The organism is Maribacter aurantiacus (genome assembly GCF_005780245.1).
Taxonomy (GTDB): domain Bacteria; phylum Bacteroidota; class Bacteroidia; order Flavobacteriales; family Flavobacteriaceae; genus Maribacter; species Maribacter flavus.
This window is the reverse complement of the sequence record NZ_VBUK01000002.1, coordinates 100,714-127,426: the sequence shown is the minus strand read 5'-3', so window position 1 is coordinate 127,426 and position 26,713 is coordinate 100,714. Positions and strand designations below refer to the sequence as shown.

At 43.0% G+C, this 26,713-nt stretch carries 22 protein-coding genes and 2 tRNA genes; 12 read left to right on the top strand and 12 right to left on the bottom strand.

Annotated elements, in window-relative coordinates; genetic code table 11:
• Positions 1-13: 13 nt before the first annotated feature.
• The 4 genes from rpsT to proS form a co-directional block, all read right to left on the bottom strand.
• Positions 14-265 (bottom strand): 30S ribosomal protein S20, encoded by a 252-nt coding sequence (gene rpsT, locus FEK29_RS05710; protein ID WP_100869334.1) that lies wholly within the window; start codon positions 263-265, stop codon positions 14-16.
• Between the two features lie 50 nt (positions 266-315).
• A tRNA-Glu gene (locus tag FEK29_RS05705) sits at positions 316-387 on the bottom strand.
• Between the two features lie 37 nt (positions 388-424).
• Positions 425-496: transfer RNA gene (locus tag FEK29_RS05700), tRNA-Glu, on the bottom strand.
• An 80-nt stretch (positions 497-576) separates the two neighbouring features.
• Positions 577-2,052, bottom strand: coding sequence for a proline--tRNA ligase (gene proS / locus FEK29_RS05695; protein WP_138257462.1), 1,476 nt, complete (start codon positions 2,050-2,052; stop codon positions 577-579).
• A 95-nt stretch (positions 2,053-2,147) separates the two neighbouring features.
• On the opposite strand from proS, the gene FEK29_RS05690 reads away from it, so the two are divergent.
• Complete coding sequence (locus FEK29_RS05690) at positions 2,148-3,479, top strand: hypothetical protein (RefSeq protein ID WP_138257461.1); 1,332 nt, start codon at positions 2,148-2,150, stop codon at positions 3,477-3,479.
• Positions 3,480-3,506: 27 nt separating this feature from the next.
• Positions 3,507-5,012, top strand: a complete 1,506-nt coding sequence (locus FEK29_RS05685; RefSeq protein ID WP_138257460.1) for an OmpP1/FadL family transporter — start codon at positions 3,507-3,509, stop codon at positions 5,010-5,012.
• Between the two features lie 46 nt (positions 5,013-5,058).
• Here the strand turns inward: FEK29_RS05685 and FEK29_RS05680 are convergent, their stop codons facing one another.
• Entirely contained in the window at positions 5,059-6,516 is a 1,458-nt protein-coding gene (locus tag FEK29_RS05680) for a T9SS type B sorting domain-containing protein (protein WP_138257459.1), read from the bottom strand.
• A 324-nt stretch (positions 6,517-6,840) separates the two neighbouring features.
• Here FEK29_RS05680 and folE point away from each other — a divergent pair, with 324 nt between their 5' ends.
• The gene (gene folE, locus FEK29_RS05675) at positions 6,841-7,521 is read left to right on the top strand and encodes a GTP cyclohydrolase I FolE (protein WP_138257458.1); all 681 of its coding nucleotides are present in this window, start codon (positions 6,841-6,843) and stop codon (positions 7,519-7,521) included.
• A 15-nt stretch (positions 7,522-7,536) separates the two neighbouring features.
• Positions 7,537-9,015, top strand: a complete 1,479-nt coding sequence (cysS, locus tag FEK29_RS05670; RefSeq protein WP_138257457.1) for a cysteine--tRNA ligase — start codon at positions 7,537-7,539, stop codon at positions 9,013-9,015.
• A 6-nt stretch (positions 9,016-9,021) separates the two neighbouring features.
• Here the strand turns inward: cysS and FEK29_RS05665 are convergent, their stop codons facing one another.
• Positions 9,022-9,939: an AraC family transcriptional regulator gene (locus FEK29_RS05665; RefSeq protein WP_138257456.1), complete on the bottom strand. Its 918-nt coding sequence runs from the start codon at positions 9,937-9,939 to the stop codon at positions 9,022-9,024.
• Positions 9,940-10,144: 205 nt separating this feature from the next.
• Between FEK29_RS05665 and exaC the strand changes: the two genes are divergently transcribed.
• From exaC to FEK29_RS05630, 7 genes are all read left to right on the top strand, one after another.
• Positions 10,145-11,668: an acetaldehyde dehydrogenase ExaC gene (gene exaC / locus FEK29_RS05660; RefSeq protein ID WP_138257455.1), complete on the top strand. Its 1,524-nt coding sequence runs from the start codon at positions 10,145-10,147 to the stop codon at positions 11,666-11,668.
• Between the two features lie 138 nt (positions 11,669-11,806).
• The gene (locus FEK29_RS05655) at positions 11,807-12,181 is read left to right on the top strand and encodes a DUF779 domain-containing protein (protein ID WP_138257454.1); all 375 of its coding nucleotides are present in this window, start codon (positions 11,807-11,809) and stop codon (positions 12,179-12,181) included.
• Between the two features lie 103 nt (positions 12,182-12,284).
• Positions 12,285-12,518, top strand: coding sequence for a membrane protein insertion efficiency factor YidD (gene yidD, locus FEK29_RS05650; protein WP_138257453.1), 234 nt, complete (start codon positions 12,285-12,287; stop codon positions 12,516-12,518).
• Between the two features lie 87 nt (positions 12,519-12,605).
• Positions 12,606-13,568, top strand: a complete 963-nt coding sequence (gene lgt / locus FEK29_RS05645; protein ID WP_138257452.1) for a prolipoprotein diacylglyceryl transferase — start codon at positions 12,606-12,608, stop codon at positions 13,566-13,568.
• 13 nt (positions 13,569-13,581) lie between these two features.
• Complete coding sequence (locus FEK29_RS05640) at positions 13,582-14,073, top strand: DUF192 domain-containing protein (protein ID WP_138257451.1); 492 nt, start codon at positions 13,582-13,584, stop codon at positions 14,071-14,073.
• Positions 14,074-14,076: 3 nt separating this feature from the next.
• Positions 14,077-14,595, top strand: coding sequence for a GNAT family N-acetyltransferase (locus FEK29_RS05635; protein WP_138257450.1), 519 nt, complete (start codon positions 14,077-14,079; stop codon positions 14,593-14,595).
• Between the two features lies 1 nt (position 14,596).
• A complete protein-coding gene (locus tag FEK29_RS05630) occupies positions 14,597-15,817 on the top strand; it encodes an ATP-binding cassette domain-containing protein (protein WP_138257449.1) in 1,221 nt (406 codons plus the stop codon).
• A gap of 206 nt (positions 15,818-16,023) precedes the next feature.
• Here FEK29_RS05630 and secDF read toward each other — a convergent pair whose 3' ends face one another.
• The 3 genes from secDF to mdh all read right to left on the bottom strand — a co-directional run bounded on the left by secDF (position 16,024) and on the right by mdh (position 20,779).
• Complete coding sequence (gene secDF, locus FEK29_RS05625) at positions 16,024-18,987, bottom strand: protein translocase subunit SecDF (RefSeq protein ID WP_138257448.1); 2,964 nt, start codon at positions 18,985-18,987, stop codon at positions 16,024-16,026.
• 108 nt (positions 18,988-19,095) lie between these two features.
• Positions 19,096-19,710 carry a hypothetical protein gene (locus FEK29_RS05620; protein ID WP_138257447.1) on the bottom strand — a complete coding sequence of 205 codons (615 nt, stop codon included), beginning with the start codon at positions 19,708-19,710 and terminating at the stop codon, positions 19,096-19,098.
• 142 nt (positions 19,711-19,852) lie between these two features.
• A complete protein-coding gene (mdh, locus tag FEK29_RS05615) occupies positions 19,853-20,779 on the bottom strand; it encodes a malate dehydrogenase (RefSeq protein ID WP_138257446.1) in 927 nt (308 codons plus the stop codon).
• A 290-nt stretch (positions 20,780-21,069) separates the two neighbouring features.
• On the opposite strand from mdh, the gene FEK29_RS05610 reads away from it, so the two are divergent.
• Entirely contained in the window at positions 21,070-21,444 is a 375-nt protein-coding gene (locus FEK29_RS05610; RefSeq protein WP_138257445.1) for a hypothetical protein, read from the top strand.
• A gap of 147 nt (positions 21,445-21,591) precedes the next feature.
• Here FEK29_RS05610 and FEK29_RS05605 read toward each other — a convergent pair whose 3' ends face one another.
• The 3 genes from FEK29_RS05605 to asnB all read right to left on the bottom strand — a co-directional run bounded on the left by FEK29_RS05605 (position 21,592) and on the right by asnB (position 26,584).
• Positions 21,592-22,605 (bottom strand): DUF6588 family protein, encoded by a 1,014-nt coding sequence (locus FEK29_RS05605; protein WP_138257444.1) that lies wholly within the window; start codon positions 22,603-22,605, stop codon positions 21,592-21,594.
• 70 nt (positions 22,606-22,675) lie between these two features.
• Positions 22,676-24,616, bottom strand: a complete 1,941-nt coding sequence (gyrB, locus tag FEK29_RS05600) for a DNA topoisomerase (ATP-hydrolyzing) subunit B (RefSeq protein ID WP_138257443.1) — start codon at positions 24,614-24,616, stop codon at positions 22,676-22,678.
• Positions 24,617-24,913: 297 nt separating this feature from the next.
• The gene (gene asnB, locus FEK29_RS05595; protein WP_138257442.1) at positions 24,914-26,584 is read right to left on the bottom strand and encodes an asparagine synthase B; all 1,671 of its coding nucleotides are present in this window, start codon (positions 26,582-26,584) and stop codon (positions 24,914-24,916) included.
• Between the last annotated feature and the right edge of the window lie 129 nt (positions 26,585-26,713).

The window sequence follows — 26,713 nt, the reverse complement described above, 5'->3', positions numbered from 1 at the left end:
TTTTTAACTATTCTTAAAGGGCAGCTACATGTTTTGCCAATTTGCTTTTTAAATTGGCGGCCTTATTGCTATGGATGATATTGCGTTTTGCCAAACGGTCGATCATACTTACTACACTTGGCAATAATGCCTCGGCATCCTTCTTGTTTTCCTCGGTACGCAATTTCTTGATTGCATTACGTGTGGTTTTATGCTGATACCTATTACGTAAACGTACCGCTTCGTTTCTTCTGATTCTTTTTAATGCCGACTTATGGTTTGCCATCTTATTTCCTAATTATATTTTGGTGGATTCCTGTATCCATTTATTTCTAGTAGCCCGTAGGGGAATCGAACCCCTGTTACCAGGATGAAAACCTGGCGTCCTAACCCCTAGACGAACGGGCCATTAAGCCAATACGGAACATTACGTTCCAAATCTTCGTAGCCCGTAGGGGAATCGAACCCCTGTTACCAGGATGAAAACCTGGCGTCCTAACCCCTAGACGAACGGGCCATTACTTTACGTAATTGCGGATGCAAAAATACAATTATTTTTCACTATCGCAACTCCCAATTATGATTTTTTAAAATCTTTTAATAAGCCTTTGCGAACAACACTCTCTTATAGGATGGTTTACCTGTCAAAATACAACTACCTTCCTCATCCTTAGCATCCAAAGGTATACAACGAATGGTTGCTTTGGTTTCTTCCTTTATGCGATCCTCAGTTTCTGCGGTTCCATCCCAATGGGCGGATATGAAGCCTCCCTTGGTTTCCAGAATATCCTTGAACTCATCATAGGTTTCAACCTTTGTAATATGCTCTTTTCTGTAATCAAAGGCCTTCCTATAAATTGTTTTTTGAATATCCTCCAACAAAAATTCGATTTTCTCAACGACTTCGCTAGCGGGTACCGTGGATTTTTCCAAAGTATCCCTTCGTGCCACCTCATAAGTACCATTGGCAAGATCGCGCTGCCCAATGGCCAAACGGATGGGAACCCCCTTCAATTCGTATTCGTTGAATTTGAACCCAGGTTTTTGCGTGTCCCTATCGTCATATTTCACGGATATTCCCTTGGCCCTTAATTCGGTTACAAGAGGCTTTACATTTTCGGAAATTTCATCCAACTGCTCCAAACCTTTGTAAATAGGTACGATTACTACTTGAATTGGTGCCAATTTTGGGGGAAGCACCAAACCATTGTCATCTGAGTGGGTCATGATCAACGCACCCATCAAGCGTGTAGAAACCCCCCAAGAAGTGGCCCAAACATACTCTTTGTTTCCTTCTTTGCTCGCAAATTTAACATCGAAGGCCTTGGCGAAATTCTGACCTAAAAAATGGGACGTACCAGCCTGTAATGCCTTACCGTCCTGCATCAAAGCCTCTATACAATACGTTTCAATGGCTCCCGCGAATCGCTCACTTGGGGTTTTTAATCCCTTGATAACCGGAACGGCCATGTGTTCCTCCGCAAATTCGGCATAAACATGCATCATCTGTTCCGCCTCCTCGATCGCTTCTTGTTCCGTGGCATGGGCCGTATGCCCCTCCTGCCATAAAAACTCTGCGGTTCTAAGAAAAAGTCGAGTGCGCATTTCCCATCGAACAACATTCGCCCACTGATTTATCAACAAAGGCAAATCCCTATAGGATTGGATCCACTTTCTAAAGGTATCCCAGATGATGGTTTCCGAAGTTGGCCTCACGATCAATTCCTCTTCCAGTTTGGCATCGGGGTCTACAATGATTCCGGTTCCGTCCTCATTATTTTTTAGTCGGTAATGGGTTACCACGGCACATTCCTTTGCAAAGCCCTCTACATGACTGGCCTCCTTGCTCAAATATGATTTGGGGATGAATAGCGGAAAATAGGCATTTTCGTGTCCCGTATCCTTGAACATTTTGTCTAGGCCTGCTTGCATTTTTTCCCAAATAGCATAGCCGTAAGGCTTGATGACCATACAGCCCCTTACGCCGGAGTTTTCGGCCAAATCGGCCTTAACGACCAACTCATTATACCATTTGGAATAATCCTCGCTTCTAGAAGTCAAATTTTTACCCATTGTTCGGAGTTTGGCACAAATCTTGTGCTTATTAAAGAAAATAATGCGGTAAAACTAGTTATTTTTACTATGTTCAACAATATAATTTTAGAACGATGATATATTCCACATCCCACACCAAATATTTATATGGACTGATGGTTGCTTCACTGGTAATGCTAGTGGTTTCCTGTGGTTCATACCAACAAGCTTCTTATTACGACAACGACGGAATCTACGCCGATGATACCCCTAGAACCGTGGAACGTAGACCGGATAGGCAATACAATCCTACGACCAGGTCAGAGGAGTCCGATACCTTTACGGAGTATTTTGGACAAAAGGCCGATCAATATGGTCAAATCTTGGATAGCGAGATATTTACGGACGTAGATTCGTATTCCAGTAACGACCTTAACGATAGTATTCCTCAAAATCAATTGACCGATTATTATGATAGCCCAAACGACTACCAAGGTTTTGGAGGTTGGGGCGATAACGGCCAAAACGTTGTTATAAATGTTTATGATAATGGCTGGAACAATTGGGGCTGGGGTGGCGGCTTCGGTTGGGGCTGGAACGATCCTTGGCTTTGGAACAACTGGGGCTGGGGTGGCGGCTTCGGTTGGGGCTGGAACAATTGGGGCTGGAATCGCTGGAACCGTTGGGGCTGGGGATGGAACAATCCTTGGGGCTGGAACAACTGGGGCTGGGGAGGCGGTTTTGGTTGGGGCTGGAACAATTGGGGCTGGAACGGATGGAACAATTGGGGCTGGGCCGGTAATTGGGGCTGGGGAGGCTATTATGGCAACAACTTCAGAAGAAATTATGCGTTCTCAAACAACAGGACAAGACGCGGCTATTACAATACCGTAAACAATGGTTCAACCGCATTGCGTGGCAGATCAAACGTAAATACGAGGGGTACTTCCCCTAGATACAGAACTTCGGATAGGGCGGTTTCCGCAAGGAGTTCTGCCAACACAAGAAGCAGCTCATTGAGCAGACGTACGGTAAGCGCTGACCAGAATAGGGCCTATAGAACCAGTAGGAGCACACGGGCCACACCAAGATATTATAGTAATTCAAGAAGTAATGGCTATTACAGTGGAACGGCAAGGTCATCATCAACCTATAGCAGAAGTGACATGTCCGGTAGGACCAGTAGGGCCGTAACCCCTAGAACCTCTACATATAGAGGATCCAGTTCTGGAAGAAGTAGTTCTTCTTATGGCACTTCCAGGAGCATGGGTTCCAGTAGGGGCTATAGTTCCGGTAGAAGCTATAGTTCCGGCAGAAGTAGTTCCGGAGGTAATTATAGTTCTGGAAGGAGTAGTTCTGGCGGTAGCTACAGAAGTTCAGGAGGTGGCGGGTCGTCCCGTTCATCCGGTGGCGGAGGTAGATCTTCCGGAGGTGGTAGATCTTCAGGTGGTCGTAGCAACCGCTAATCAGTTCAACTTTAAAAAGATTGCAAGATGAAAAGAATATTCACTTTCATAACACTATGCCTTTGCCTTACGGCCAGCGCACAAAATATTAACGATGTCCTGCGTTACGGTCTCGAGGAACTTCCGGGCACGGCAAGATTTCAGGCCATGGGTGGCGCTTTTGGCGCACTAGGAGGAGATATGTCCGCCATAAACATAAACCCTGCTGGTTCCGCGGTTTTTAACAATAGCTTAATGACCCTTTCGGGTACACATTTTAGAAGGGAAAACGATGCAAATTATTCTGGAACGTTATCCAATACAAATCGGAACGAAATCGATTTGAACCAAATAGGAGGTGCCTTTGTCTTTAACAACACCAATCAAAATTCCGACTGGAAAAAGTTTTCCTTGGCTTTCAACTATGACATGACCCAAAGTTTTGAGAACGAGGTCTTCATTACAGGAAATAGCAATCAAGGCATCGATAATTACTTCTTGAATTTTGCCCAAGGAGTACCCTTTGGCTCCATTCTTATTCAAGAGGATGAATTTATTGAAGATGCCTATCTTGATATTGGCGCGGTTCAAGGTTTTCGTGACCAACAGGCATTCTTAGGTTATTATGGCGGAATTTTAGATCCTGAAAGTCCGGATGACGCCACCACGAATTACATAAGCAATACAGGATACTCCTCCGTGAACCAAGAATTTTTAAAATCGACAACGGGATACAATAGTAAGTTTACCGTAAATGCGGCCAGTCAATTTAGGGACAACCTATATTTAGGGGCTTCCCTGAATTTTCACAATGTTATCTACGACCAGTTGACGCAGTTCACCGAAAATGGTTACGATACGGATTCACCTATCCAAAATACAACGTTTGACAATTTATTGAGCACCGAAGGAAACGGGTTTTCATTTAGTTTAGGGGCGATTGCCAAATTAAACGATTTTGTTCGTTTGGGCGCTAGTTATCAATCCCCTACATGGTATAGACTTACGGATGATTTTTCCCAAAGAATAAATTCCGATTTGGCCGATGACGATATTAATTTTATCGATTTCAACATCGTAAACCTGTTCGAAAGATATACCGTCAAAACCCCTGCCAGACTAAACGGTAGCGTTGCCTTGGTCTTTGGCAAAAATGGATTGTTAAGTTTGGACTATGGTTATCAGGATTTTTCACAAGCGGAATTAAGACCTGCAAATGACAATAGCTTTCAAACCGTAAACAATCAAATTTCAAACGAGTTGGGCGGTGTTTCCACCATACGACTTGGAGGTGAATACCGATTGGGCATGGTAAGTCTACGTGGAGGATATAGATACGAACAAAGTCCCTATGTGAATGGAGATACAATAAATGACCTAAACGGTTTCTCGGCGGGTGTTGGTTTTAATTTTGGAGGAAGCCGATTGGATCTGGCACTAAGCCAAACTTCGCAGGATATGAACGAAAGGCTTTTTGACACAGGACTGAACACGCCCTCCATGATTACAAGGACTAACACCTTTGGTACTTTGAGCTACACCCTGAATTTTTAATCCGATGAAACAAAATTAAAAAAGGACCGAATGATTCGGTCATTTTTTATCGTTTTAGGGTAAAATGGGATTGTCGTGTTTTGGCCACCAGAACTCCTGCATCGTCCTCTTCGTACTCAAACCGAAACCAATAATCCGTCGATGGCATGGGTCTGCCATTGTATGTACCATCCCAACCTTCAACTGCACCCAATTGTTTTAGCAGTTTTCCGTATCTATCAAAAATATATACGATTGGATTCGTAAGGGTTTCAATTCCTTGTACGTTCCATTCGTCATTAACAGTATCCCCATTGGGCGTAAAAAACTTGGGATATCCAACCACTAAAAACTCTACCGGTTCCGTAATACCGCAGCCGTTCTTATCATTGATTACCACTGTATTGATACCGGGTGGAATATCTAGAAAGACGGGATCATCTTGAAAAGCCCCTCCATTAATGGCATACTCATAATCACCATCGCCATCCACAAATATCTCAACATTGTTGGCATCTGGGTCAACGGACAAATTGGTCTCCAAAACCTCCACGCGATTCAAAATTGGAATTCCATAAAAGGTAATTAGAATACCGCCCAAGTCGGCCACCGTAGGCGGAGTACCCGATGCTGTGGTGATAGTGGCAAAATATCTTCCTGAATTTGGACTGGTAACAACTAATTCCGCTCCAAAAGGACCAGAACCGGCCAAAGTGCCATCCACAACTCCATCGTCTTCATAATCCACCATCCATTCCACATTTGCAATATCAGAACCAGCTGGCGAATTCAAGGCACTCAAAACAATATCAGGGTCGCCTTCACAAGCTATGATATCCAAACCCAAAAACTCGTCTCGCAACGTACAATCCAAGGCCGTATTTTGGTTCTCGTTTACGGAATTACCCGTAAACGTTAACATAAAAGGCTCAGGATCGCCATCGAAATTCGTATTGAAATTATTGATTAAGATATAGTAGATTTCACCAGGTTGAACATCCAACCATTCATCATAGGTATTTTGGCTACCCACCAAAAACGGAGCTCCTTCCTGACCGTTTTCGGGATTAACGCCTATACCCGTAAAATTCGTGTTGTTCACTTCATAATTACACCGTATGGGCTCCGAGGTGCCATCACCAATGATTGAACAAAAATTCTGTTCACTCAATTGGTCATAAGGACCATAAACGGCAAAATCCCATTCGGCCGTTGGGGTTGAATTTCCTCCGGACGGTAAAGCCTCAATATCAAAGCCTACCTGCCCTCCGGTACCTGCCCTAAATACAAACCAAGAGGTGTTGTTTTCTATGTTCGCAGAGCTTACGCTTCCTTTTTCCAAACATCCGGTTTGCCGAATAACTTCCGGATCAAAATCATCTATATCGCCACCACCGTCAGCCAATCCCATTATAGGGGCATCGGCACAGACAGGGATGGCGGTTCTACAATCTGGCGAGTTTTGGGCATTTGCCTTGCAAATTAGTAGGAGCAAACAACAAATAGTAGCGACTAGTATTCGCATATTTTAATGGGGCTAGAAATATACTTTAACGTATATAATAACTGGGTAATACTGGCTTTAGTATTTTTCAACGGATTATTTGGACACTTAATCGATAAACGGCACGTCCTGTCACTCTAAACTAATTGTAAAATCCTATTAACAAGAAGATTACCTGTACCAAATATTGAGGGAAAAAATATATAGCGCAAGTGAATTTGGGTATCCTTCACCAAAATACGAACCCCCCAAACTTAACATCTATTTATAATAGGTATGGGGCCTTGAAATGTCATTAAGTATTATATAATGCATATCTTTGCCCCTTGTTAAAGTTCAGTTTACATGAAAACAGAGGGTACATTGGAGGAACATTTTGAACAGTTGGGAGATGACCACATTTCCTCGTCGGAAGAGACCCCTTTACGTAAGGACGCCTTCCTTCTTAGTGATGAAGAAAAGATTGAAAGAATCAAGGGAAGTGTTAGGGAAATCCTTCTCACTTTGGGAATGGATCTGGAGGATGATAGCCTAAAGGGCACGCCCAATAGGGTTGCAAAAATGTTCGTGAAGGAAATTTTTGGTGGCCTGCACCCCGATAGAAAACCCAATTCTTCCACATTTGACAACAAGTACAAGTATGGCGAGATGTTGGTGGAAAAGAACATCACCCTCTACTCTACCTGCGAACACCATTTATTGCCTATTGTGGGCCGGGCCCATGTCGCTTATATCTCAAATGGCTCAGTGGTGGGACTTTCCAAGATGAACCGTATTGTGGATTACTATGCCAAAAGACCTCAAGTTCAGGAAAGATTGAATATTCAAATTGTACGGGAACTTCAGAAAGTTTTGGGCACGCAGGATGTCGCGTGCGTCATAGACGCCAAACATCTCTGTGTGAATTCCCGGGGAATCCGTGACATTGAAAGTAGTACCGTAACTGCGGAATATGGCGGCAAGTTCAAGCAAGAGGCCATCAGGAATGAATTCCTCGAATATATAAACATGGACACGCAATTTTAATTTCATCCTCATAAAATGCCATTGTATCAAGAGCAAACAATAAAGGTCCATAATTCACTTACTGGCAAAAAAGAAACTTTTATTCCCATAAACGAAGGCCACATTGGTATGTACGTCTGTGGCCCCACCGTGTATAGCAACGTGCATCTTGGAAATTGTAGGACTTTCATGTCCTTCGATATGATTTTCAGATATTTCCGTCATTTGGGTTATAAAGTGAGGTATGTGCGAAACATTACGGATGCCGGGCATTTGGTGGACGATGCGGAAGATGGTGAGGACAAAATTGCAAAAAAGGCACGATTGGAACAGTTGGAACCTATGGAAGTGGTGCAGCGATATACCGTGGACTTTCACAACATACTGGAAAAATTCAATTTTCTTCCACCTAGTATTGAGCCTACGGCGACCGGACATATCATTGAACAGATTGAAATCATAAAGGACATCCTAGAGAAGGGTTATGCCTATGAGGTGAACGGCTCCGTTTATTTTGATGTTGTAAAGTTCAACGAGACCAACGAATACGGTAAATTAAGCGGAAGAAAATTGGAGGACATGATCGCCAATACCCGCGAACTCACGGCCCAAGACGATAAAAAAAGCCCACAGGATTTTGCCCTATGGAAAAAAGCGGAGCCGGAACATATCATGCGATGGCCTTCTCCTTGGGGTGACGGATTTCCTGGTTGGCATTTGGAGTGTACCGCCATGAGCACCAAATATCTTGGGGAGACCTTTGATATCCATGGAGGGGGAATGGATTTGAAATTCCCGCACCACGAATGTGAAATAGCGCAAGCTGAAGCTAGTAATGGGAAGTCGCCCGTAAAATACTGGATGCACGCCAATATGTTGACCTTAAACGGCAAGAAAATGGCCAAATCCACTGGAAATAGCATCCTTCCCGGGGAAATTTTTTCGGGTGAAAACGATATTCTTAGCAAACCATTTTCACCGGGCATGGTACGTTTCTTTATGATGCAGGCACATTATACAAGTATTTTGGATATCAGCAACGATGCTTTACTAGCTTCGGAAAAAGGCTTCAATAAACTAATGGATTCCATCAAATCCATAAATAGCCTGCCGATTGGAAGCAAGTCGGATTTTGATGCACCATCTTGGAGACAGGCCTGCTACGATGCCATGAACGACGATTTTAACACGCCTATTCTGATTGCGAAACTTTTTGATGCCGTAAAGCATATCAATCTTATCAAGGAAGGTTCCGAAACGATTACCAAAGAGGACAAGGAAATTCTTTTTGATACGATGAAAAGTTTTGTCTTTGACGTGTTGGGCCTTGAGGATAAGCAAAGCTCCAATGCGGACTCGGAAAAATTGAGCGGGGTCGTAGAGTTGTTGATACAGCTAAGAAAAGAAGCAAGGGAAAACAAGGATTTTGCCACTTCGGACAAAATTCGGGATCAATTGGCCGAACTGGGCATCCAACTAAAGGATGGTAAGGAAGGTACTACGTACAGCCTATAACCAAGGTTAATACTGTATCGTTTTTATTTTAGATTGATACTCACCAGGTGAAAGTTGTTGCCTGTTCTTAAAAACGCGGTTAAAGTAGGACCTACTTTCAAAACCACATTGCATATACACATCCTTTATATTCAATCCTGGGTCTTGAAGCAGACCGGTCGCCAGTTTTATCCGTTCGTTATTTATAAACTCAATGGGCGAAATACCCAGTTCATTTTTAAAGACCCTATGAAAATGCGAGGGACTCATGTAAGCCTTTTTGCTCAAATCCTCCACATTCAAAGGTTCATGGAGATTTTCACGTATGTACCTAATGACATAGGAAAGTCGGTTATTGCTATTGATGGCAATTTGTGAACTCGTATAGATTTTTCGTTCGTTGGTCTGCAACATGCGTATGATGAGTTCCCGTAACATATTATCTACAAAGAAGTCCTTGGAGGGATGGTTTTCGGAAAAAAGAAAAAGCAATCGCTGTAAAATTTGAAAAATCCCCTGGTCGTTCACAAAATGGAAGTTGTAATCCATTAAGCTCCATTCTTTTTCGTCATCCTTTGTCATGCTTTCATTCATGAACTGAAGGACATTCCTAATTTTTTCTTCTGAAATAGCCATGGCCAGACAACGGGTCGGGTTTTTGGATTTTGCCTCTGGAAAGTCGATACACATGGTTTCATTGGCGGGCAGTACAAGGGATTCCCCCGGCAAAAAGTCGAAAGATTCGTAATCCCTAAGATGCATCACTTTTTTTCCTTCTATCATGCTGGCCAGAACAGGTTGGTCAAATTTCAGTAAGACCTTATCTGCTTGCTCATGGGTTTCAAAAACATGCATGGCGGCATTTTTCAAAGTATAGGAGGTTTGGTTCTCCACCATGGTCTCCAATCGTCTCCCTTCCAAAAAAGTATCCGACAACTTTAACATTTCTTAATAATTATCAATCGAATAATAATGAATATACAAATATTTAGAACCAAAATAATCATTATGGCAAAATATGATAGGATTGTTCACCTTATTCATAGAATTCGTCAGACCATTCCATTTTCCAATACCTAATTTTAGAATGATCATTTTATAGAACTGTACAAACACATAACCAATTTTTAATTTTTAAACATTTTAAAAGATGAGCAACACTGCAACCGTGGCGCAAGACGTGCTACAAAAACCGACATTCAAAAATCAATATGAGAATTTCATAGGAGGAAAATGGACGGCACCCGTAAAGGGGGAGTATTTTGAAAACACCTCTCCGGTAGACGGAAAATCCTTTACAAGGATTCCCAGATCTACGGCTGAGGATATAGAAAAGGCTATTGATGCGGCATGGAAAGCAGCACCTTCATGGAACAATTCATCGGCAACAGAACGAAGCAATATGCTTTTGAAAATAGCCGATGTCATGGAAAAAAACTTGGAGGTTTTGGCGAGAGCGGAGACGTGGGATAACGGCAAGGCCATTCGCGAAACAAGGGCAGCTGATTTACCATTGGCCATAGACCATTTTAGATATTTTGCCGGGGTTATCAGGGCCGAAGAAGGATCCGTAAGTGAATTGGACAGTAATACCGTTGCCTTAAACGTTACCGAGCCTTTGGGAGTAGTTGGACAGATCATTCCTTGGAACTTCCCTATTTTGATGGCGGTTTGGAAACTGGCCCCAGCATTGGCAGCAGGAAACTGTGTAGTCCTAAAGCCCGCTGAACAGACCCCTGTAGGGATTCTTATCCTTGTTGAGTTGATCCAGGATATTCTTCCAGCTGGTGTACTGAACGTAGTGAACGGGTTTGGGGCCGAAGCAGGTAAACCGTTGGCATCCAGCCCAAGAGTCAACAAAGTGGCATTTACGGGTGAAACCACGACCGGACAATTGATTATGCAATATGCCTCTAAAAATATTACCCCTGTAACCCTGGAATTGGGCGGAAAGTCCCCGAATATCTTCTTTGAGAATATCATGGACGCAGACGACGAATTCTTTGACAAGTGTATCGAGGGGGCGAATATGTTCGCTTTAAACCAAGGTGAGGTATGTACTTGTCCTTCTAGGATGCTCGTTCAGGAAAGTATTTTTGAAGCCTTTATGGAGCGTGTAATCGAAAGAACGAAAGCCATTAAAATGGGACATCCACTAGATCCAAATACCATGATGGGGGCCCAAGCTTCCAGCGACCAGTTTGAAAAAATCCTCAACTATATCCAAATTGGCAAGGAAGAGGGCTGTGAGGTCTTGACCGGTGGTGAACAGGCTTACAATGAAGGCTTGGAAGGCGGATTCTACATTCAGCCCACCGTGCTAAAAGGAAATAATAAAATGCGCGTATTCCAAGAAGAGATTTTTGGACCCGTAGTTTGTGTAACCACCTTTAAGGATGAGGCAGAAGCCATTGAAATCGCCAACGATACCTTGTACGGACTGGGCGCTGGTGTATGGACGAGGGATACACACCAGGCCTATACGGTTTCCAGAGCGATCAAGGCCGGTAGGGTTTGGGTGAACTGCTATCACCTCTATCCCGCTCATGCACCCTTTGGTGGATATAAAAAATCCGGTATCGGCAGGGAAAACCATAAGATGATGCTAGCGCATTACAGACAAACGAAGAACATGCTTATCTCTTACGATAAGAAGCCAATGGGATTCTTTTAATAGAAATAAAATGAAACCGACATGATTAAAATAAGCGTTAAACACTCTGCGAAATGATCATTGTAATCATCAAAGGTTACATGCCTGTGCTGAGCGAAGCCCAAGTGTGTCCATATCAAAACAATAAAGAATAAACACATGAAAACCAAAAGGGTATTGGTCAGTGAAAAAGCGGTAGAGGTCATTAAGGAACTCAAGGAAAAACACGGTGAACTTATGTTCCACCAAAGTGGGGGCTGTTGCGACGGCTCTTCCCCCATGTGCTTTCCAAAGGGCGAACTAATGATAGACGATAACGATATATGGTTGGGTACCATTGAACGATGTGAATTTTATATTTCCAAAGATCAATTTGAGTATTGGAAGCACACCCAACTAACGGTCGATGTCACCCCGGGTAGAGGGGCCAGCTTTTCCTTGGAAATACCAATGGGCATTCGTTTCATTATCAAATCTAGACTCTACTCCCCGGAAGAGGCGGAAAACTTGGAGCCTGTTCGAGTGGGGGAGTAATTATTAAATTATAGATATCATTAAATTAAGGCCTGTAGAACATACGGGCCTTTCGCTTTTTCAACACAATTTATTGCGTAACTTGCCATCCTAATATTTTCGGTTGAAACCTACATTTAAAAATATACTGATTGCTCCTTTTGTGCTTTTGGTGCGCTTTTACCAGTTGGCCATTTCCCCCTATACGCCCGCCACGTGCAGGTACTCGCCCACTTGTTCGCAATACACCTTGGAAGCCTTGAAAAAACATGGTCTCTTCAAAGGCGGCTGGTTATCCATCAAACGTATTTTCAGTTGCAATCCGTGGGGTGGAAAAGGCTACGACCCCGTTCCATGACCGGAAAACTTTCAAACGTAAGATGCGTCATTTTCCCAGCCCTAATAGCTCCTATTTACGTATATTAGCCCTTCAAAAATAACTCGCATGTACTTCTTAGGAATTATCTGGAATCCCAACGAGACCCTCTTCAATTTAGGCCCCATCCAAATAAAGTATTATAACCTGCTTTGGATTATTGCTTTTGCCATTGGATGGTATCTTATGAAAAAGATATTCGTCAATGAAAAAAAACCGGTGGAACAATTGGATTCCCTTTTTGTGTATACCGTTTTGGGCACCATGTTAGGAGCCAGACTGGGCCACGTTTTCTTTTATGATTGGCCTTATTATAAAAATCACTTGTTGGAAATACTCTTACCCATTAGGGAAAGTGATACGGGCAGTCTCCTTTTTGGACTTATCGATGGCTATGAATTTACGGGTTTTACGGGCCTTGCCAGTCATGGGGCAACTATTGGAATTATTATTGCCACTTATTTGTTTACCAGAAAACATACCGGTTTCAGCATGTTATGGATATTTGATAGGCTGACGATCCCCGTAGCTATTGGAGCTTTTTGTGTGCGCTTGGGCAACTTTTTCAATTCTGAAATCAATGGGAAGACCGTTGACGAGTCCTTCATCTTTGCGACAAAATTCATCAGGGATTCTGACGATCTCCATCCATCAAAAGCCTTGGGCGTAACCAAGGAAAGAACACTGAACGCGGCCTATGATGCCATTGAGAACGACCCCCAATTTTCACAATATTTAATGGAGATTCCCTATCGGCATCCTGCGCAATTGTATGAAGGCGTTTGTTATATTTTTGTTTTTGTGCTATTGTATTTTCTCTATTGGAAGACCGATAAAAAGAAAAAGCCCGGCTATCTTTTTGGATTATTTTTAATCCTATTATGGACCGTTCGTTTCTTTGTGGAGTTCGTCAAGAAAAGCCAAGGCGGTTTTGAGGAATCTTTGGGGTTATTGTCCACAGGACAGTGGTTGAGTATTCCATTTATACTGTTAGGCCTTTATTTCATGTTCAGACCCGTAAAATCAAACTAATTAAATAAGACACATGCATCTTTCAAGGCATTTTTTAGGCTTGGCGATTGTTTTATTGGTTGGCTTGACATCCTGTAAAGAAGAAGCGAAAAAAGTAATCAAAACAACGCCCGTAACCTTCACAAAGGAAGGTTCTTTAAAGATTTTCAAACAGGAAAATGACTCGCTAATCTCCTCCTTGGATATTGAAATTGCCGAAAGCGATTATGAGACGCAGACCGGACTCATGTATCGTAAAGGCATGGAAACGAATCAGGGAATGCTGTTCATTTTTCCAGATGTCGCCATGCATTCGTTCTATATGAAGAATACCGAGTTTCCCTTGGACATCCTATTCATAGATGAAGATTTGAAAGTGGCCAGTATCCAAAAAAATGCACAGCCGTTCAATGAGAACGGTCTATCCTCCAAAGTACCCGTAAAATATGTACTGGAGGTCAATGCAGGCTTATCGGATACTTGGTCTATTGAAGTTGGCGACCGCATTTCGTTCGAAAGATTATAGCCCATGAACTATTCCATGGAAGGTGCCGAAACGGAAAGGCTACTATTCAGAAAATTATCTAGGGACGATTTTGATGCCTGGTTGCCTTTTCACGAAGACCCTAGATCGTCGAAGTTTTGGTCGGGCATTCCTCAAAATCCAGTTGCTGCCTGTTCCCAACAGTTTGACCGCGTTTTTGAGCGCTATGAGAAAGGACTTGGCGGAATGTTCGCCCTAATCGATAAGACCTCAGATGAACTCATTGGATTGTGCGGCTTGTTGATACAAGTTGTGGACGGCCAAGAAGAATTGGAAATTGGGTATTCCGTTCTACCGACGCATTGGGGTAAAGGTTTCGCTTCCGAAGCCGCACAAAAATGCAAGGAAACCGCCTTTAAAAATGGATGGGCCAATCGCCTTATATCCATTATCCATATCGATAATGAACCGTCAAAAAAAGTGGCCCTTAAAAATGGGATGCACCTGGAAAAAAGAACGGTATATAAGAACAATCCCGTTTACATCTTTAGAATAGACCTTTAGTATGCAACATTTAGGGATTTTTACGGATAATCAAACCAACAAAAAAGAGCTCATTCGAAAGCTCCAAAACAACGAATTTTCAGACATCGTAAACCTAAAGGATATATCCGGGAAACTATTTTCCCAATTGGCGGTAAGAAGGTTTATGGAAGAAGAGGAAAAACATGGAACCAAATATATATCCACGAAAGGGCAGGCATTGAAAACCATGTCAAGCGGGGAACAAAAAAAGGCCTTGCTTTTTCATATCCTCGACCAAAAACCGGACTATATCCTATTGGACAATCCGTTTGATAATTTGGACATTTCATTTCAAAATGATCTAAAAACACTTCTTCAAGAAAAGGCTAGCGGAACCTTGCTGATACAATTGGCCAGTAGAAAGTCTGACATGCTTTCCAATATCCGCAACTTTGCAAAAGTCATTGATGGCCAACTTAGGATACTAACCGAAGATATACAAGGAGAAGAGGAGGAAGCGACCATTTTTATGGGAAGCATTCCTCCTGCCATTGAACCAATACCGTTCAATGGGGAAACATTGATCAGCTTTGAAAAAGTATCGGTTTCCTATGGTGAAAAACACGTCCTAAAGGATATTGACTGGGAAGTGAAAACCGGGGAATTTTGGCAACTGATAGGAAACAACGGAACCGGCAAGACAACCATTCTTTCCATGATAACCGGCGATAACCCAAAAGCCTTCGGACAAGAAATATACATTTTTGGGAACAAGAAAGGTTCCGGGGAAAGTGTTTGGGACATCAAGGAAAAGATCGGCTACTTCTCCCCCGCCATGACCGATAGCTTTTCCGGAAGACATTCGGTCGAAAACATGCTTATTTCCGGATTATTGGATTCCATCGGATTGTATATAAAACCCACCGAGACCCAAAAAAGAATCATCAAGGATTGGCTCTTGCTTTTAAGTTTATGGGAGCGGAGAAACGTACAATTCAACGATTTGTCACTTGGGGACCAGCGCCTTGTAATGACCGTTCGGGCCATGGTAAAACATCCACCTTTATTGATACTTGACGAACCCACCAGTGGCATGGACGATGCATCAGCCAGCATACTTGTCCAACTTGTCAACAAAATAGCCCAAGAAACGCAGACCACCATCCTTTTTGTTAGCCACCGAAAAGAACCCGGACTCAACCCAAAGAAAATCCTTGAATTAAAACATACCGATAAAGGTTCCATCGGCATTGTAAAATAGACCTAACAGGTTCCAAAACCTTTTAGGTCTGGGCACACTAAGCTATTCCAGTAAACTACCTCGGGGCAAGCCCAGGAGGCATTCGCAGGAAACAAATTTTTTATTTCTAGGCAAGCCTCGGAGTATTAAACCCTTTGGCGGTGCCAATAAAAAAAGGCCGCTATGCAGTACATAGCGACCTTCTCGAGTTAGTTGTGGTCAAAGTCCTAATTAAGGACCTTGGTAATTTTCTTGCTCAAGGCATCGAACATTACGGGTGTCGCGATGAACACAGAGGAGTAGGTACCTACTACCACACCCACGATCATAGCGAACATAAATCCTCGTAACGACTCCCCACCAAAGATGAAGATGGCCAATAATACTACCAAGGTAGTCAAGGACGTATTCAATGTTCTTCCCAAAGTACTGTTGATGGCAGAATTGACATTCTCCCCACCTTTCCAACCTCTTTCGGCCAAAGTTTCACGTATACGGTCGAAAACCACCACGGTATCGTTCAAGGAATATCCAATGACCGTTAAAATGGCCGCAATAAAGGCTTGATCAATTTCCATGTTGAACGGCATTATTTTTCCGAAAATAGAGAACACGCCCAATACAATCAACACGTCGTGGAATACCGCAACAACAGCTCCCAAGGAGAATTGCCATCTACGGAAACGTATCAAGATGTAAAGGAATACCACGGCCAAGGACCCCAAAATTGCCAAGAAAGCATTGTTTTTAATATCATCCGCGATGGTAGGCCCAACTTTTACGGACTGTAAAATTCCAATGGATTTTCCTTCACTACCAATAGCAAACGCATCTTTAGAAGTGCCATCAGGTAGGTATTTTTGTAAGGAAGTGTATAATTTGTCCTGAATCTCGGTATCGACCTCAATCCCTTCCACATCCACTTTATACGGCGTTGTGATCTTGATTTGGTTAGCTTCACCAAAGGTCTTCACATTGGTGCCACTTCCAAATACATCGTTCAATTCTGATGCGATTTCCGATGGATTTACAGCCTGTTCAAAACGTACGGTGTAGGAACGTCCCCCTACAAAATCCACACCTTGCTGTAGCCCAGGTCCAAAAAATAAGGACGCTAATCCAACCAATACCAAAATTCCGGATATCACATAGGAAATCTTCCTTTTGGCCAAGAAATCGATAGAAAGGTTCTGAAACAAACCTTTGGTAAGACTAGTGGAGAAGTCCAAGCTTCTACCCTTGCCACTGATATACCAATCAATTAACAATCGGGTAATGAAAATGGCCGTAAACAGGGAGGTAAGAATACCGATCAATAGGGTTGTTGCAAAACCTTTTATCGGGCCTGAACCAAAAACAAATAGGATGATTGCCGTAAGACCTGTGGTAATGTTCGCATCCAGAATGGACGAAAGGGCGTTTCCAAAACCATCCGAAACAGCAAGACCTTTTCCTTTGCCCTTGGCCAACTCTTCCTTGATCCTTTCAAAAATAAGCACGTTCGCATCCACGGACATACCTATTGTCAAAACGATACCCGCGATACCTGGCAAGGTCAATACCGCGTTCAAACTTGTCAATACCCCAAAAATCAAAAGGATGTTCAATAACAACGCCACATCGGCAAAGGCTCCAGCCTTTCCATAATAGGCTATCATCCATAACAATACAATGGCCATGGCGATCAAAAAGGACATAAAACCACTATCGATCGCTTCCTGACCTAGTGACGGACCAACGATTTCAGATTGAATGATTTCTGCGGAGGCAGGTAGTTTACCCGCTCGCAATACATTAGAAATATCCTTGGTCTCGTTTACGGTAAAATTTCCCGTGATTTCAGAACGGCCTCCGCTGATAGGACCACTGGAAACCCCTGGAGCTGTATATACTTTATTGTCCAAAACTATGGCAATCCCCGTTTGGTTGTTATAGGCATCCCCAGTCAATTGCTCCCATTCCTTGGCGCCCTTGGTATTCATGGTCATGGAAACGGCAGGCTTGCCAAATTGGTCAAAATCATCTCTGGCATCGCTCACTACATCACCACTGATCCTTGGCACCCCTTCTCGGTTCGATTTCAAAGCGTACAAGTCGATAACCTCCGTATCCTCGGTAGCTGGTCTTTCCCAAACGAACTTTACGAATTGGATATCAGCGGGCAATAACCTTCTAATTTCAGGCATCCTAAAATAAGAACCAATCGTAGCCGTATCCTTGATAGCCGCCCTGAACATGGCATGGGTTCCAGGATTTGCAGGTATCAACAATTCGTAAAGTGGATTTACTTGTGTGGTCAAATCCAAGGAATCAGCGGCAACATCTGACAATAACGAATCCAATTCAGATTCTTCCTTAACGGGTTCCGGCTTTTTAACATCCACGATTTCCTTCAACTTTTCATTTGCTTGAATCAGGAAGGTACTAAAGGAAGGGTTGCTCTGCTTGTACGTCTCCCAAAACTCCAACTGCGCCGTACTGGACAACAAGTCCTGGGCACGGTTAATATCCCTGGCTCCTGGTAATTCTACCAAAATCCTACCGGAATTTCCTTCTCTCTGGATGTTGGGCTGAGTTACCCCAAAACCGTCGATACGCTCACGCAATACCTCAAATGCGGAAACCACGGACTCATCGATTTTTCTTCGGATGATAGGTTTTACCTCATCATCAGACATCTGAAAGTTAATTTCATCGCTCAATCCCTTGTTCGCGAAAATATCGGGTGAAGCCAATTTTGTTTCCCCCTTTATGTTGTCAAAAGCTTCGAAGAACAAGTCAATATAGGTGTCGTCGCTGTTCTTTGATGCGGTATCCGCATCGGCCAAGGCCTTATTAAAAACAGGATTTTTTGTATTGTTGGCCAAACCTTTCAAGATATCCTTTACGGAAATCTGTAGCGTTACGTTGATGCCACCTTTAAGGTCAAGACCTTTGTTCAACTCCTTCTTTTTGGCCTCGTTGTAGTTGGTATACCCTAAGATGGTATTGTTGCCAATGGAATCCAAATAACTGGCTTCCAAGGCCTCCCTTTTTGAGATATAATCCTCTTCCGCCTCAGAAATTCGGCTTGCAGCGAATACTTCCGCCTCCTTTTCAACCTTATTGGTGATGAACGTATAGGATAGCTGATAGATACTAACTAACCCGAATAATAAAGCGAACAGCTTTATAAGTCCCTTATTTTGCATTTTAATGTTTAATTTTAGTTATGTCGATTTTGATTTTATAATTTGAAACAAGGCAAACTACTTCTGCCAGAAAGTAATTGAAAGCCTTTGTGAAATTCTAATTGGATATTAGCCAATGCCATGTAGGAAAGGTCCTGCCCTACCCTCTGGTATATTCCGTGAAGTGTTGTCTATGGCTATGGCAATAGTATGGTACGTCTTAAAAGCCGTTTGGTCGAAAACCGGCCGTAAATGGAACGTATTAGTAGGATTTATCGCCAGGGTATTGTAAAATCCGCTGCATATTTCCTGCTGATTGGAAACCACATCCCCACTGATTTTTAAACCTTGGGGCCCTTGTTGGTGCAAATCTGAAACTACCAGACTGTAATTATCCTGTATGGGTTCTTTTGGTGATTTGGATGGAAGTTCTTCCCCATGTTCCAATGACATTGAGTCTTCCTCCGAAAGGAATTCCTTTACAACGTTCGCATCGATATCGCTGTAATAACGAATGTTTATATGGCCGGTAACGTCCTCGTAGACCTCGATTCCCTCAACACCCAAGAACAACAGCTTATTCGTGATATTCGATAAAACCTCCTCACGAGCGTTTTCAGAGGCCACTTCCACATCGCCAAACTGCAGGGAAATCTGCTGGTTGGAAATCTTTTTATGCGGTTGGCTCAGCCCCAATAGGGCAAAGATGACCAATAAACTACTTATGCACCATTTTGCATTCATGGCGCAAATATAAAAAGAAAGATTATTGTTGAAAGTAAATAATTGACAATACGTATGATACGGAGCGGCCTTCCTAAAAAAAGGAAAACCTCTGGAATCAAATTCCAAAGGTTTTTATAGTAAGTTATGAGGTGCTTAAAAACTATAGCTCCAATAAGCCATTCGTTTTGGAAACACCCTCTGCACTTTCCTTCATTTTGGCCTTTTCCGCATCGCTTAAAGGAATGTCCACAATCTGCTCGATACCGTTTTTACCTAAGATGACCGGAACGCCTATACAAATATCGTTTAGGCCGTATTCCCCTTCCAACATAGTGGAACAAGGGAACATTTTCTTTTGGTCGCAGGCGATGGCCTGTACCAAAGCGGAAACCGCTGCACCGGGAGCGTACCAAGCACTGGTACCCAACAATTTGGTCAAAGTTGCACCACCAACCTTGGTATCTTCGGCTACTTGTTGCAATCTTTCATCGGATAAAAATTCAGAGACTTTTATACTGTTTCTTGTAGCATGTGAAGTCAAGGGAACCATTCCTGTATCACTATGGCCACCGATCACCATTCCGTCCACATCTGAAATTGGCGCATCCAAGGCCTCAGCCAAACGGTATTTGAAACGAGCGCTGTCCAAAGCCCCGCCCATCCCTATTATCTTGTTCTTGGGCAGATTCGTTGTTTTATGCACCAAATAGGTCATGGTATCCATAGGATTGCTAACCACGATGATGATAACGTTTGGGGAATGTTCAATGAGATTACTGGAGACCGTCTTTACGATACCCGCATTGATCCCGATCAACTCTTCCCGTGTCATGCCCGGTTTTCTTGGAATACCCGATGTGATAACGGCGATATCGCTATTGGCTGTTTTTGAATAATCGTTGGTACTTCCGGTGATTTTGGTATCAAAGCCATTCAATGATGCTGTCTGCATTAAATCCATGGCCTTACCTTCTGCAAAACCTTCCTTTATGTCCAGAATTACTACTTCCGAAGCAAAATCCTTAATGGCAATGTACTCCGCACAACTGGCCCCTACCGCTCCAGCTCCAACTACTGTAACTTTCATTTTAGTATATTTTTATGATTTAAATTGATTATGATAAAATAAAAGGTTCAAAACACCTTTTAAGCTTGCCAAAAATACTCAATTATTAACAATTTAGCAGGCGAGAGTGGTGTAATATATGCCGATTTCCACCATTAAAAAACATCGATAAAATGCAGCTCGCGTTAAAAAAAGATACCTTTCAACGAAGAAATCGTAAAAAAGTTGCCATACATCGATTTTTAGTAATATCCCTAAAGAAGCCCCGTTAATAGCTATGGATCCCAAATCCAAACAAAACCTACTTAATAATGAAAAAGTTCCTCTCGTTAATGGCCATATGTGCCATTATCTTTTCTGCCAACTGTTCCCGTGTAGAACAGAACAACGACCCCATTATTGGCATTTGGTTTCAGACCGGAACGGAAATCAGTAACGGTTCTTCCAAAAGTATCCTCCGTAAAGAATGGATTTTCAATGATGTCTACCTTGGTAGGTATCATGAAATCAACGGAAATAACATTACCCTACAAACAGATTTTAAGTGGTCCAAGGAAGGAGACATTTATACCATAGAATATAGGGGACTTGAAAATGTACCTGTTGATCGATTGAAAATTATCGAAACCGACCAAGGTACTATTTTAGAAAAGGTAGACGGTGAACACGTAGCCATTAGGGAATAAAAATTTTCACAGGGCCATGGGAAAGAGCCTGTTCGGAGAAATCTGGGCAGGCTCTTCATGTATGAAAAAAGACCAAACCAAAATTTGCCAGACAGGTACAAAAAACCCGGCAATTTGCCGGGTCCATTATTTGTATTTTTCCGATGATTATCTAAACCCGAAATTGACGCCAAAGGTCCAAGTATTGAACTCGCCAAGGGTATAATCCGCATTCAATCTAAAGAAGCCCAACTTCAATTTTGCACCTACATTGCCCGTAACACCGTTTACTCTTTTGGTAATTGAAAAGGGGTCTTCGTACGTTTCCGAAGCAAATGGACCAGCAGTGACCTCATAGGTTCCCAGAACATCCGTTACCGATTTTCCCGTTACATAGCCCAGTCCCCCATAAAAATTGATGATGGGAAGCTTGGTGGAGACCACGGCATTGAAGGCCCAGGTGCTGATAGCGGCCTCAATGCGCTGATCATTCCCTTGTACCAAGTTAATATCCGTTAGGTCGTAATCCCCGTTCACCTTTGTATATCCTATAACGGCAGAAATGGCTACAGGCAATATTTTGTCCGCGGGCAGAAGTTTAGTAAAATCGTGCTGCAATCCAAAACCGATTAAGCCTACGGCCGCACCTTCATACTCCAATTTAGGCAAAAACCGGGCCTTAATCTCGGTTCCCTTGATAAGACCCACGCTGCCTTGTAAGTATCCAGAAGGCACAAAATCAATACCCTCCCTTGAAAGTCCCGAAGGCAATTCAAAAGTTTGCCGCACCGTGGTTCCTGCAACCTGTCCTTCAACGAATACTTCTACATCGCTTATATCACCAAGCGCAGTGGAAACCTCCCTTGCTACCCCCGGATTGTTTACAAAATCCAGGTTTTGATAATCATTGGGATCAAGGACAAATGCTTTTTTGTCCGACTTATTATTAAAATTGGTTAGGTTACCAACCACTGAAATTTCAAATCCCCCAAGTGGTTTGGCATCGGCGGTATTATACCAGCCTGTTGCAAAATTATATACGGCACTTTCTGAAAGTGGCTCCAAATAGTCCGTTGTAAATTGTTCCGCGTCTTCCACACCTGCCGCCAAAAGGTCGTTCAAGTCCTGGGCCATAGCGGCACTAAAACCGCACAACAAAAAACATGTAAGTAAATTCTTCATTTTTTTAATTTTTTCTAAAACTAAAAAACCTGCGTTTTTGGCGCAGGTTTTTGTTGTGTAATGGGCTTTTCTATGTGTCAATGTTCGCATAGACGGCATTTTTCTCAATGAATTCCCGTCTGGGAGGAACCTCGTCACCCATGAGCATGGAGAATATGCGGTCCGTTTCCGTCGCATTTTCAATGGTAATTTGACGCAATGTCCTGAACTCTGGATTCATTGTGGTGTCCCACAACTGCTCCGCATTCATTTCCCCAAGACCTTTGTAGCGCTGGATACTTACACCACCGCTGTAGCTGGCCGCAATTTCATCACGCTCCTTATCGGTCCAGGCATATTGTTTCTTTTGACCTTTCTTGACCAAATATAGCGGAGGTGTTGCTATATACACATGGCCTCCTTCGATCAATTCCCGCATATATCGAAAGAAGAACGTCAAAATTAATGTTTCAATGTGGCTACCATCCACATCGGCATCACACATGATGACCACTTTATGGTATCGTAATTTTTCAAGGTTCAAGGCTTTACTATCCTCTTCGGTACCAATAGTTACGCCAAGGGCCGTATAAATGTTCTTGATTTCCTCGTTCTCAAAAACCTTATGCTGCATGGCCTTTTCTACATTCAGAATTTTACCCCTTAATGGCAGGATGGCTTGGAAATTTCTATCCCGACCTTGTTTGGCAGTACCACCGGCAGAATCCCCCTCCACAAGGAACACTTCACATTGTGCAGGATCCTGTTCAGAGCAATCGGATAATTTCCCAGGCAATCCACCCACACTCATTACCGTCTTGCGCTGCACCATTTCCCTGGCCTTGGTGGCCGCATGCCTGGCCTGGGCAGCCAATATCACTTTTTGTACGATTACCTTGGCATCATCCGGATGTTCTTCCAAATAGTCCGTCAACATTTCAGAAACGGCCTGACTCACCGCAGAGGATACCTCCCGGTTTCCTAATTTGGTTTTTGTCTGACCTTCAAACTGGGGTTCCGCCACCTTTACGGATACAATAGCCGTCAATCCTTCCCTAAAGTCATCCCCTTGAATCTCGAACTTGAGTTTGTCCAACATTCCGGAGGAGTCGGCATATTTCTTCAACGTGGTAGTCAAACCTCTTCTAAATCCGGATAAATGTGTTCCTCCTTCATGCGTATTGATATTATTCACATAGGAATGCAAGTTCTCCGTATAACTCGTATTGTAGATCATGGCCACTTCTACGGGAATATCGTTCTTCTCCCCTTCCATGGAAATCACGTTTTGGATCAAAGGTTCGCGATTACCATCCAAAAACTTGACGAATTCCTTGAGTCCGTCATTGGAGAAAAACGTTTCTGAAATAAATTCCCCTTTATCGTCCTTTCGTCTTCTATCCGTTATGGTGATGGTTACGCCTTTGTTCAAAAAGGAAAGCTCCCGCATTCTGTTGGAGAGTGTTTCATAACTGTATTCAATAGTCTGGGTGAAAATGGAATCATCCGGTTTAAATGTTACAATGGTGCCCCTATAATCGGTTTCCCCAACACTTTTCACCGGATATAAGGCCTTGCCTCTTTCATATTCCTGTTCCCATATTTTTCCGTCCCTATGTACGGTCGCCTTTAAATGATTTGAGAGCGCGTTCACACAGGAAACACCCACACCGTGCAAACCACCCGAAACCTTATAGGAATCCTTATCGAACTTACCACCTGCCCCAATCTTGGTCATAACGACTTCCAAGGCTGACACACCTTCCTTTTTATGTAAATCTACCGGTATACCCCTACCATTGTCTTTTGTGGTAATGGAGTTGTCCTCATTTATGGTCACGCTGATGGTATCGCAATGCCCACCCATGGCCTCGTCAATGGAGTTGTCCACTACCTCATAAACCAAGTGGTGCAAACCGCGGGCACCTACATCGCCAATGTACATGGAAGGACGCATCCTTACGTGCTCCATTCCTTCCAACGCCTGTATACTGTCCGCAGAATATTGCTTTTTATTTGCTTCTTCGCTCATAAGTTAAAAGTTGTTTTTACTTCAAATTTTGCAATCTTACAAATATACGGAATACCCTATGAAATAGGACCTTTCTATGAGTTTAGGGTCGTCAAGTTATCAACAAAAATTGTGGAAAATTACGGCTATTTTCACCCCCACAAACGGTTCAGTATTGTGGTAAGGGAAGGGCTGAAAAATAAGAAATTGATAAAACAAAAGAGGTGCCAATGGATGGCACCTCTCAAGGACTAATTAAAAAATAAAAACTGCCCTGCTCTTCTCCGAGACAGGTAAACAGAATTATCGTGAAATCAACTACTTTACGTAGGCATCAGCATGAACTTTGGCCACCGCACGACCCGATGGATCGTTCATGTTTTTAAATGCCTCGTCCCACTCCAATGCGATTTTGGTACTACAGGCTACGGATGGTTCCTGGGGTACGCACAATGCGGCCGCATCTGAAGGAAAATGTTCCTCAAATATGGAGCGATAATAAAATTCCTCCTTGGTAGTTGGCGTTTGTAGCGGGAACCTAAATTTGGCATTCGCCAATTGGTCATCGGTTACCTCGGTCGCCACCAATTCCTTAAGGGTATCGATCCAACTGTAGCCTACTCCATCTGAAAATTGCTCTTTTTGCCTCCAGGCCACACTTTCCGGCAGCATATCCTCAAATGCCTTACGGACGACCCACTTTTCCATGCGCTCCCCGTTAATCATTTTGTCCTTAGGGTTGATACGCATCGCCACATCCATAAATTCCTTGTCCAAAAACGGCACGCGGCCCTCTATGCCCCATGCAGCCAAGGATTTGTTGGCCCTTAAGCAATCGTACATATGCAGCTTGTCCAGCTTACGAACGGTCTCTTCATGGAAATCCTTTGGGCTTGGAGCTTTGTGGAAATACAGATAGCCTCCAAAAAGCTCGTCCGCACCTTCTCCAGACAACACCATTTTTATCCCCATCGATTTGATAACGCGGGCCATCAAGTACATTGGAGTGGAAGCACGTATCGTTGTTATATCATAGGTTTCCAGGTTATAGATTACGTCCCTGATGGCATCCAAGCCTTCTTGGATGGTAAACTTGATCTCATGATGTACGGTGCCGATATGGTCCGCAACCTTTTGGGCGGCGGCCAAATCTGGGGAACCTTCCAGACCCACCGAAAAGGAATGCAGCTGGGGCCACCAAGCATCTGCCGTGTCTCCCGACTCAATTCGCTTCTGGGCATATTTTTTGGCTATGGCCGAAGTAACGGAGGAATCCAGTCCGCCAGAAAGCAATACCCCATAAGGAACATCGGACATTAACTGACGGTGTACCGCGGCTTCCAAGGCCTCTTTTATAGCTTTGATACTGGTTTCGTTTTCCTTCACGGCATCATATTCCATCCAATCCCTTTTGTACCATCGCTTCAATTCCCCGTCCGCACTATGCAAATAATGCCCCGGTGGAAACAGTTCTATCTTTGTACAAGTACCCTCCAAGGCCTTAAGCTCAGATGCCACATAGAAGGTGCCGTTTTGGTCCCAGCCCATATACAAAGGAATGATTCCCATATGGTCCCGTGCCACAAAATATTCGTCCTTTTCGGAATCATAAATAGCAAAGCCAAAAATTCCGTTCATTTCATCAATGAAGTCTGCTCCTTTTTCCTTATAAAGTGCCAAAATCACTTCACAATCGGACTCCGTCTTAAAATTATATTTACCGGCAAATTGCTTACGCAACTCCCGGTGATTGTATATTTCGCCATTTGCGGCCAAAATCAATTTACCATCTTCACTTAATAGAGGTTGCTTCCCTGAAGCAGGGTCTACAATAGCCAAACGCTCATGGGCCAAAATGGCCTTGTCATCTGCATAAATACCGCTCCAATCAGGACCTCTATGTCGTACCTTCTTAGACATTTCCAGCAATTGAGGTCTTAGTACTTCCGTACTTTCCTTGACATCAAACGCACAAACAATTCCGCACATATTCTACTGTTTATTATAATTTAGTTACAAAAATGAACTACATGTTTATAATATAAAACACTTTGTGTAAATATGGTTACATTTTTAAACCTATAAAAGATATTCTATATAAAAAAAAAACCATATTCC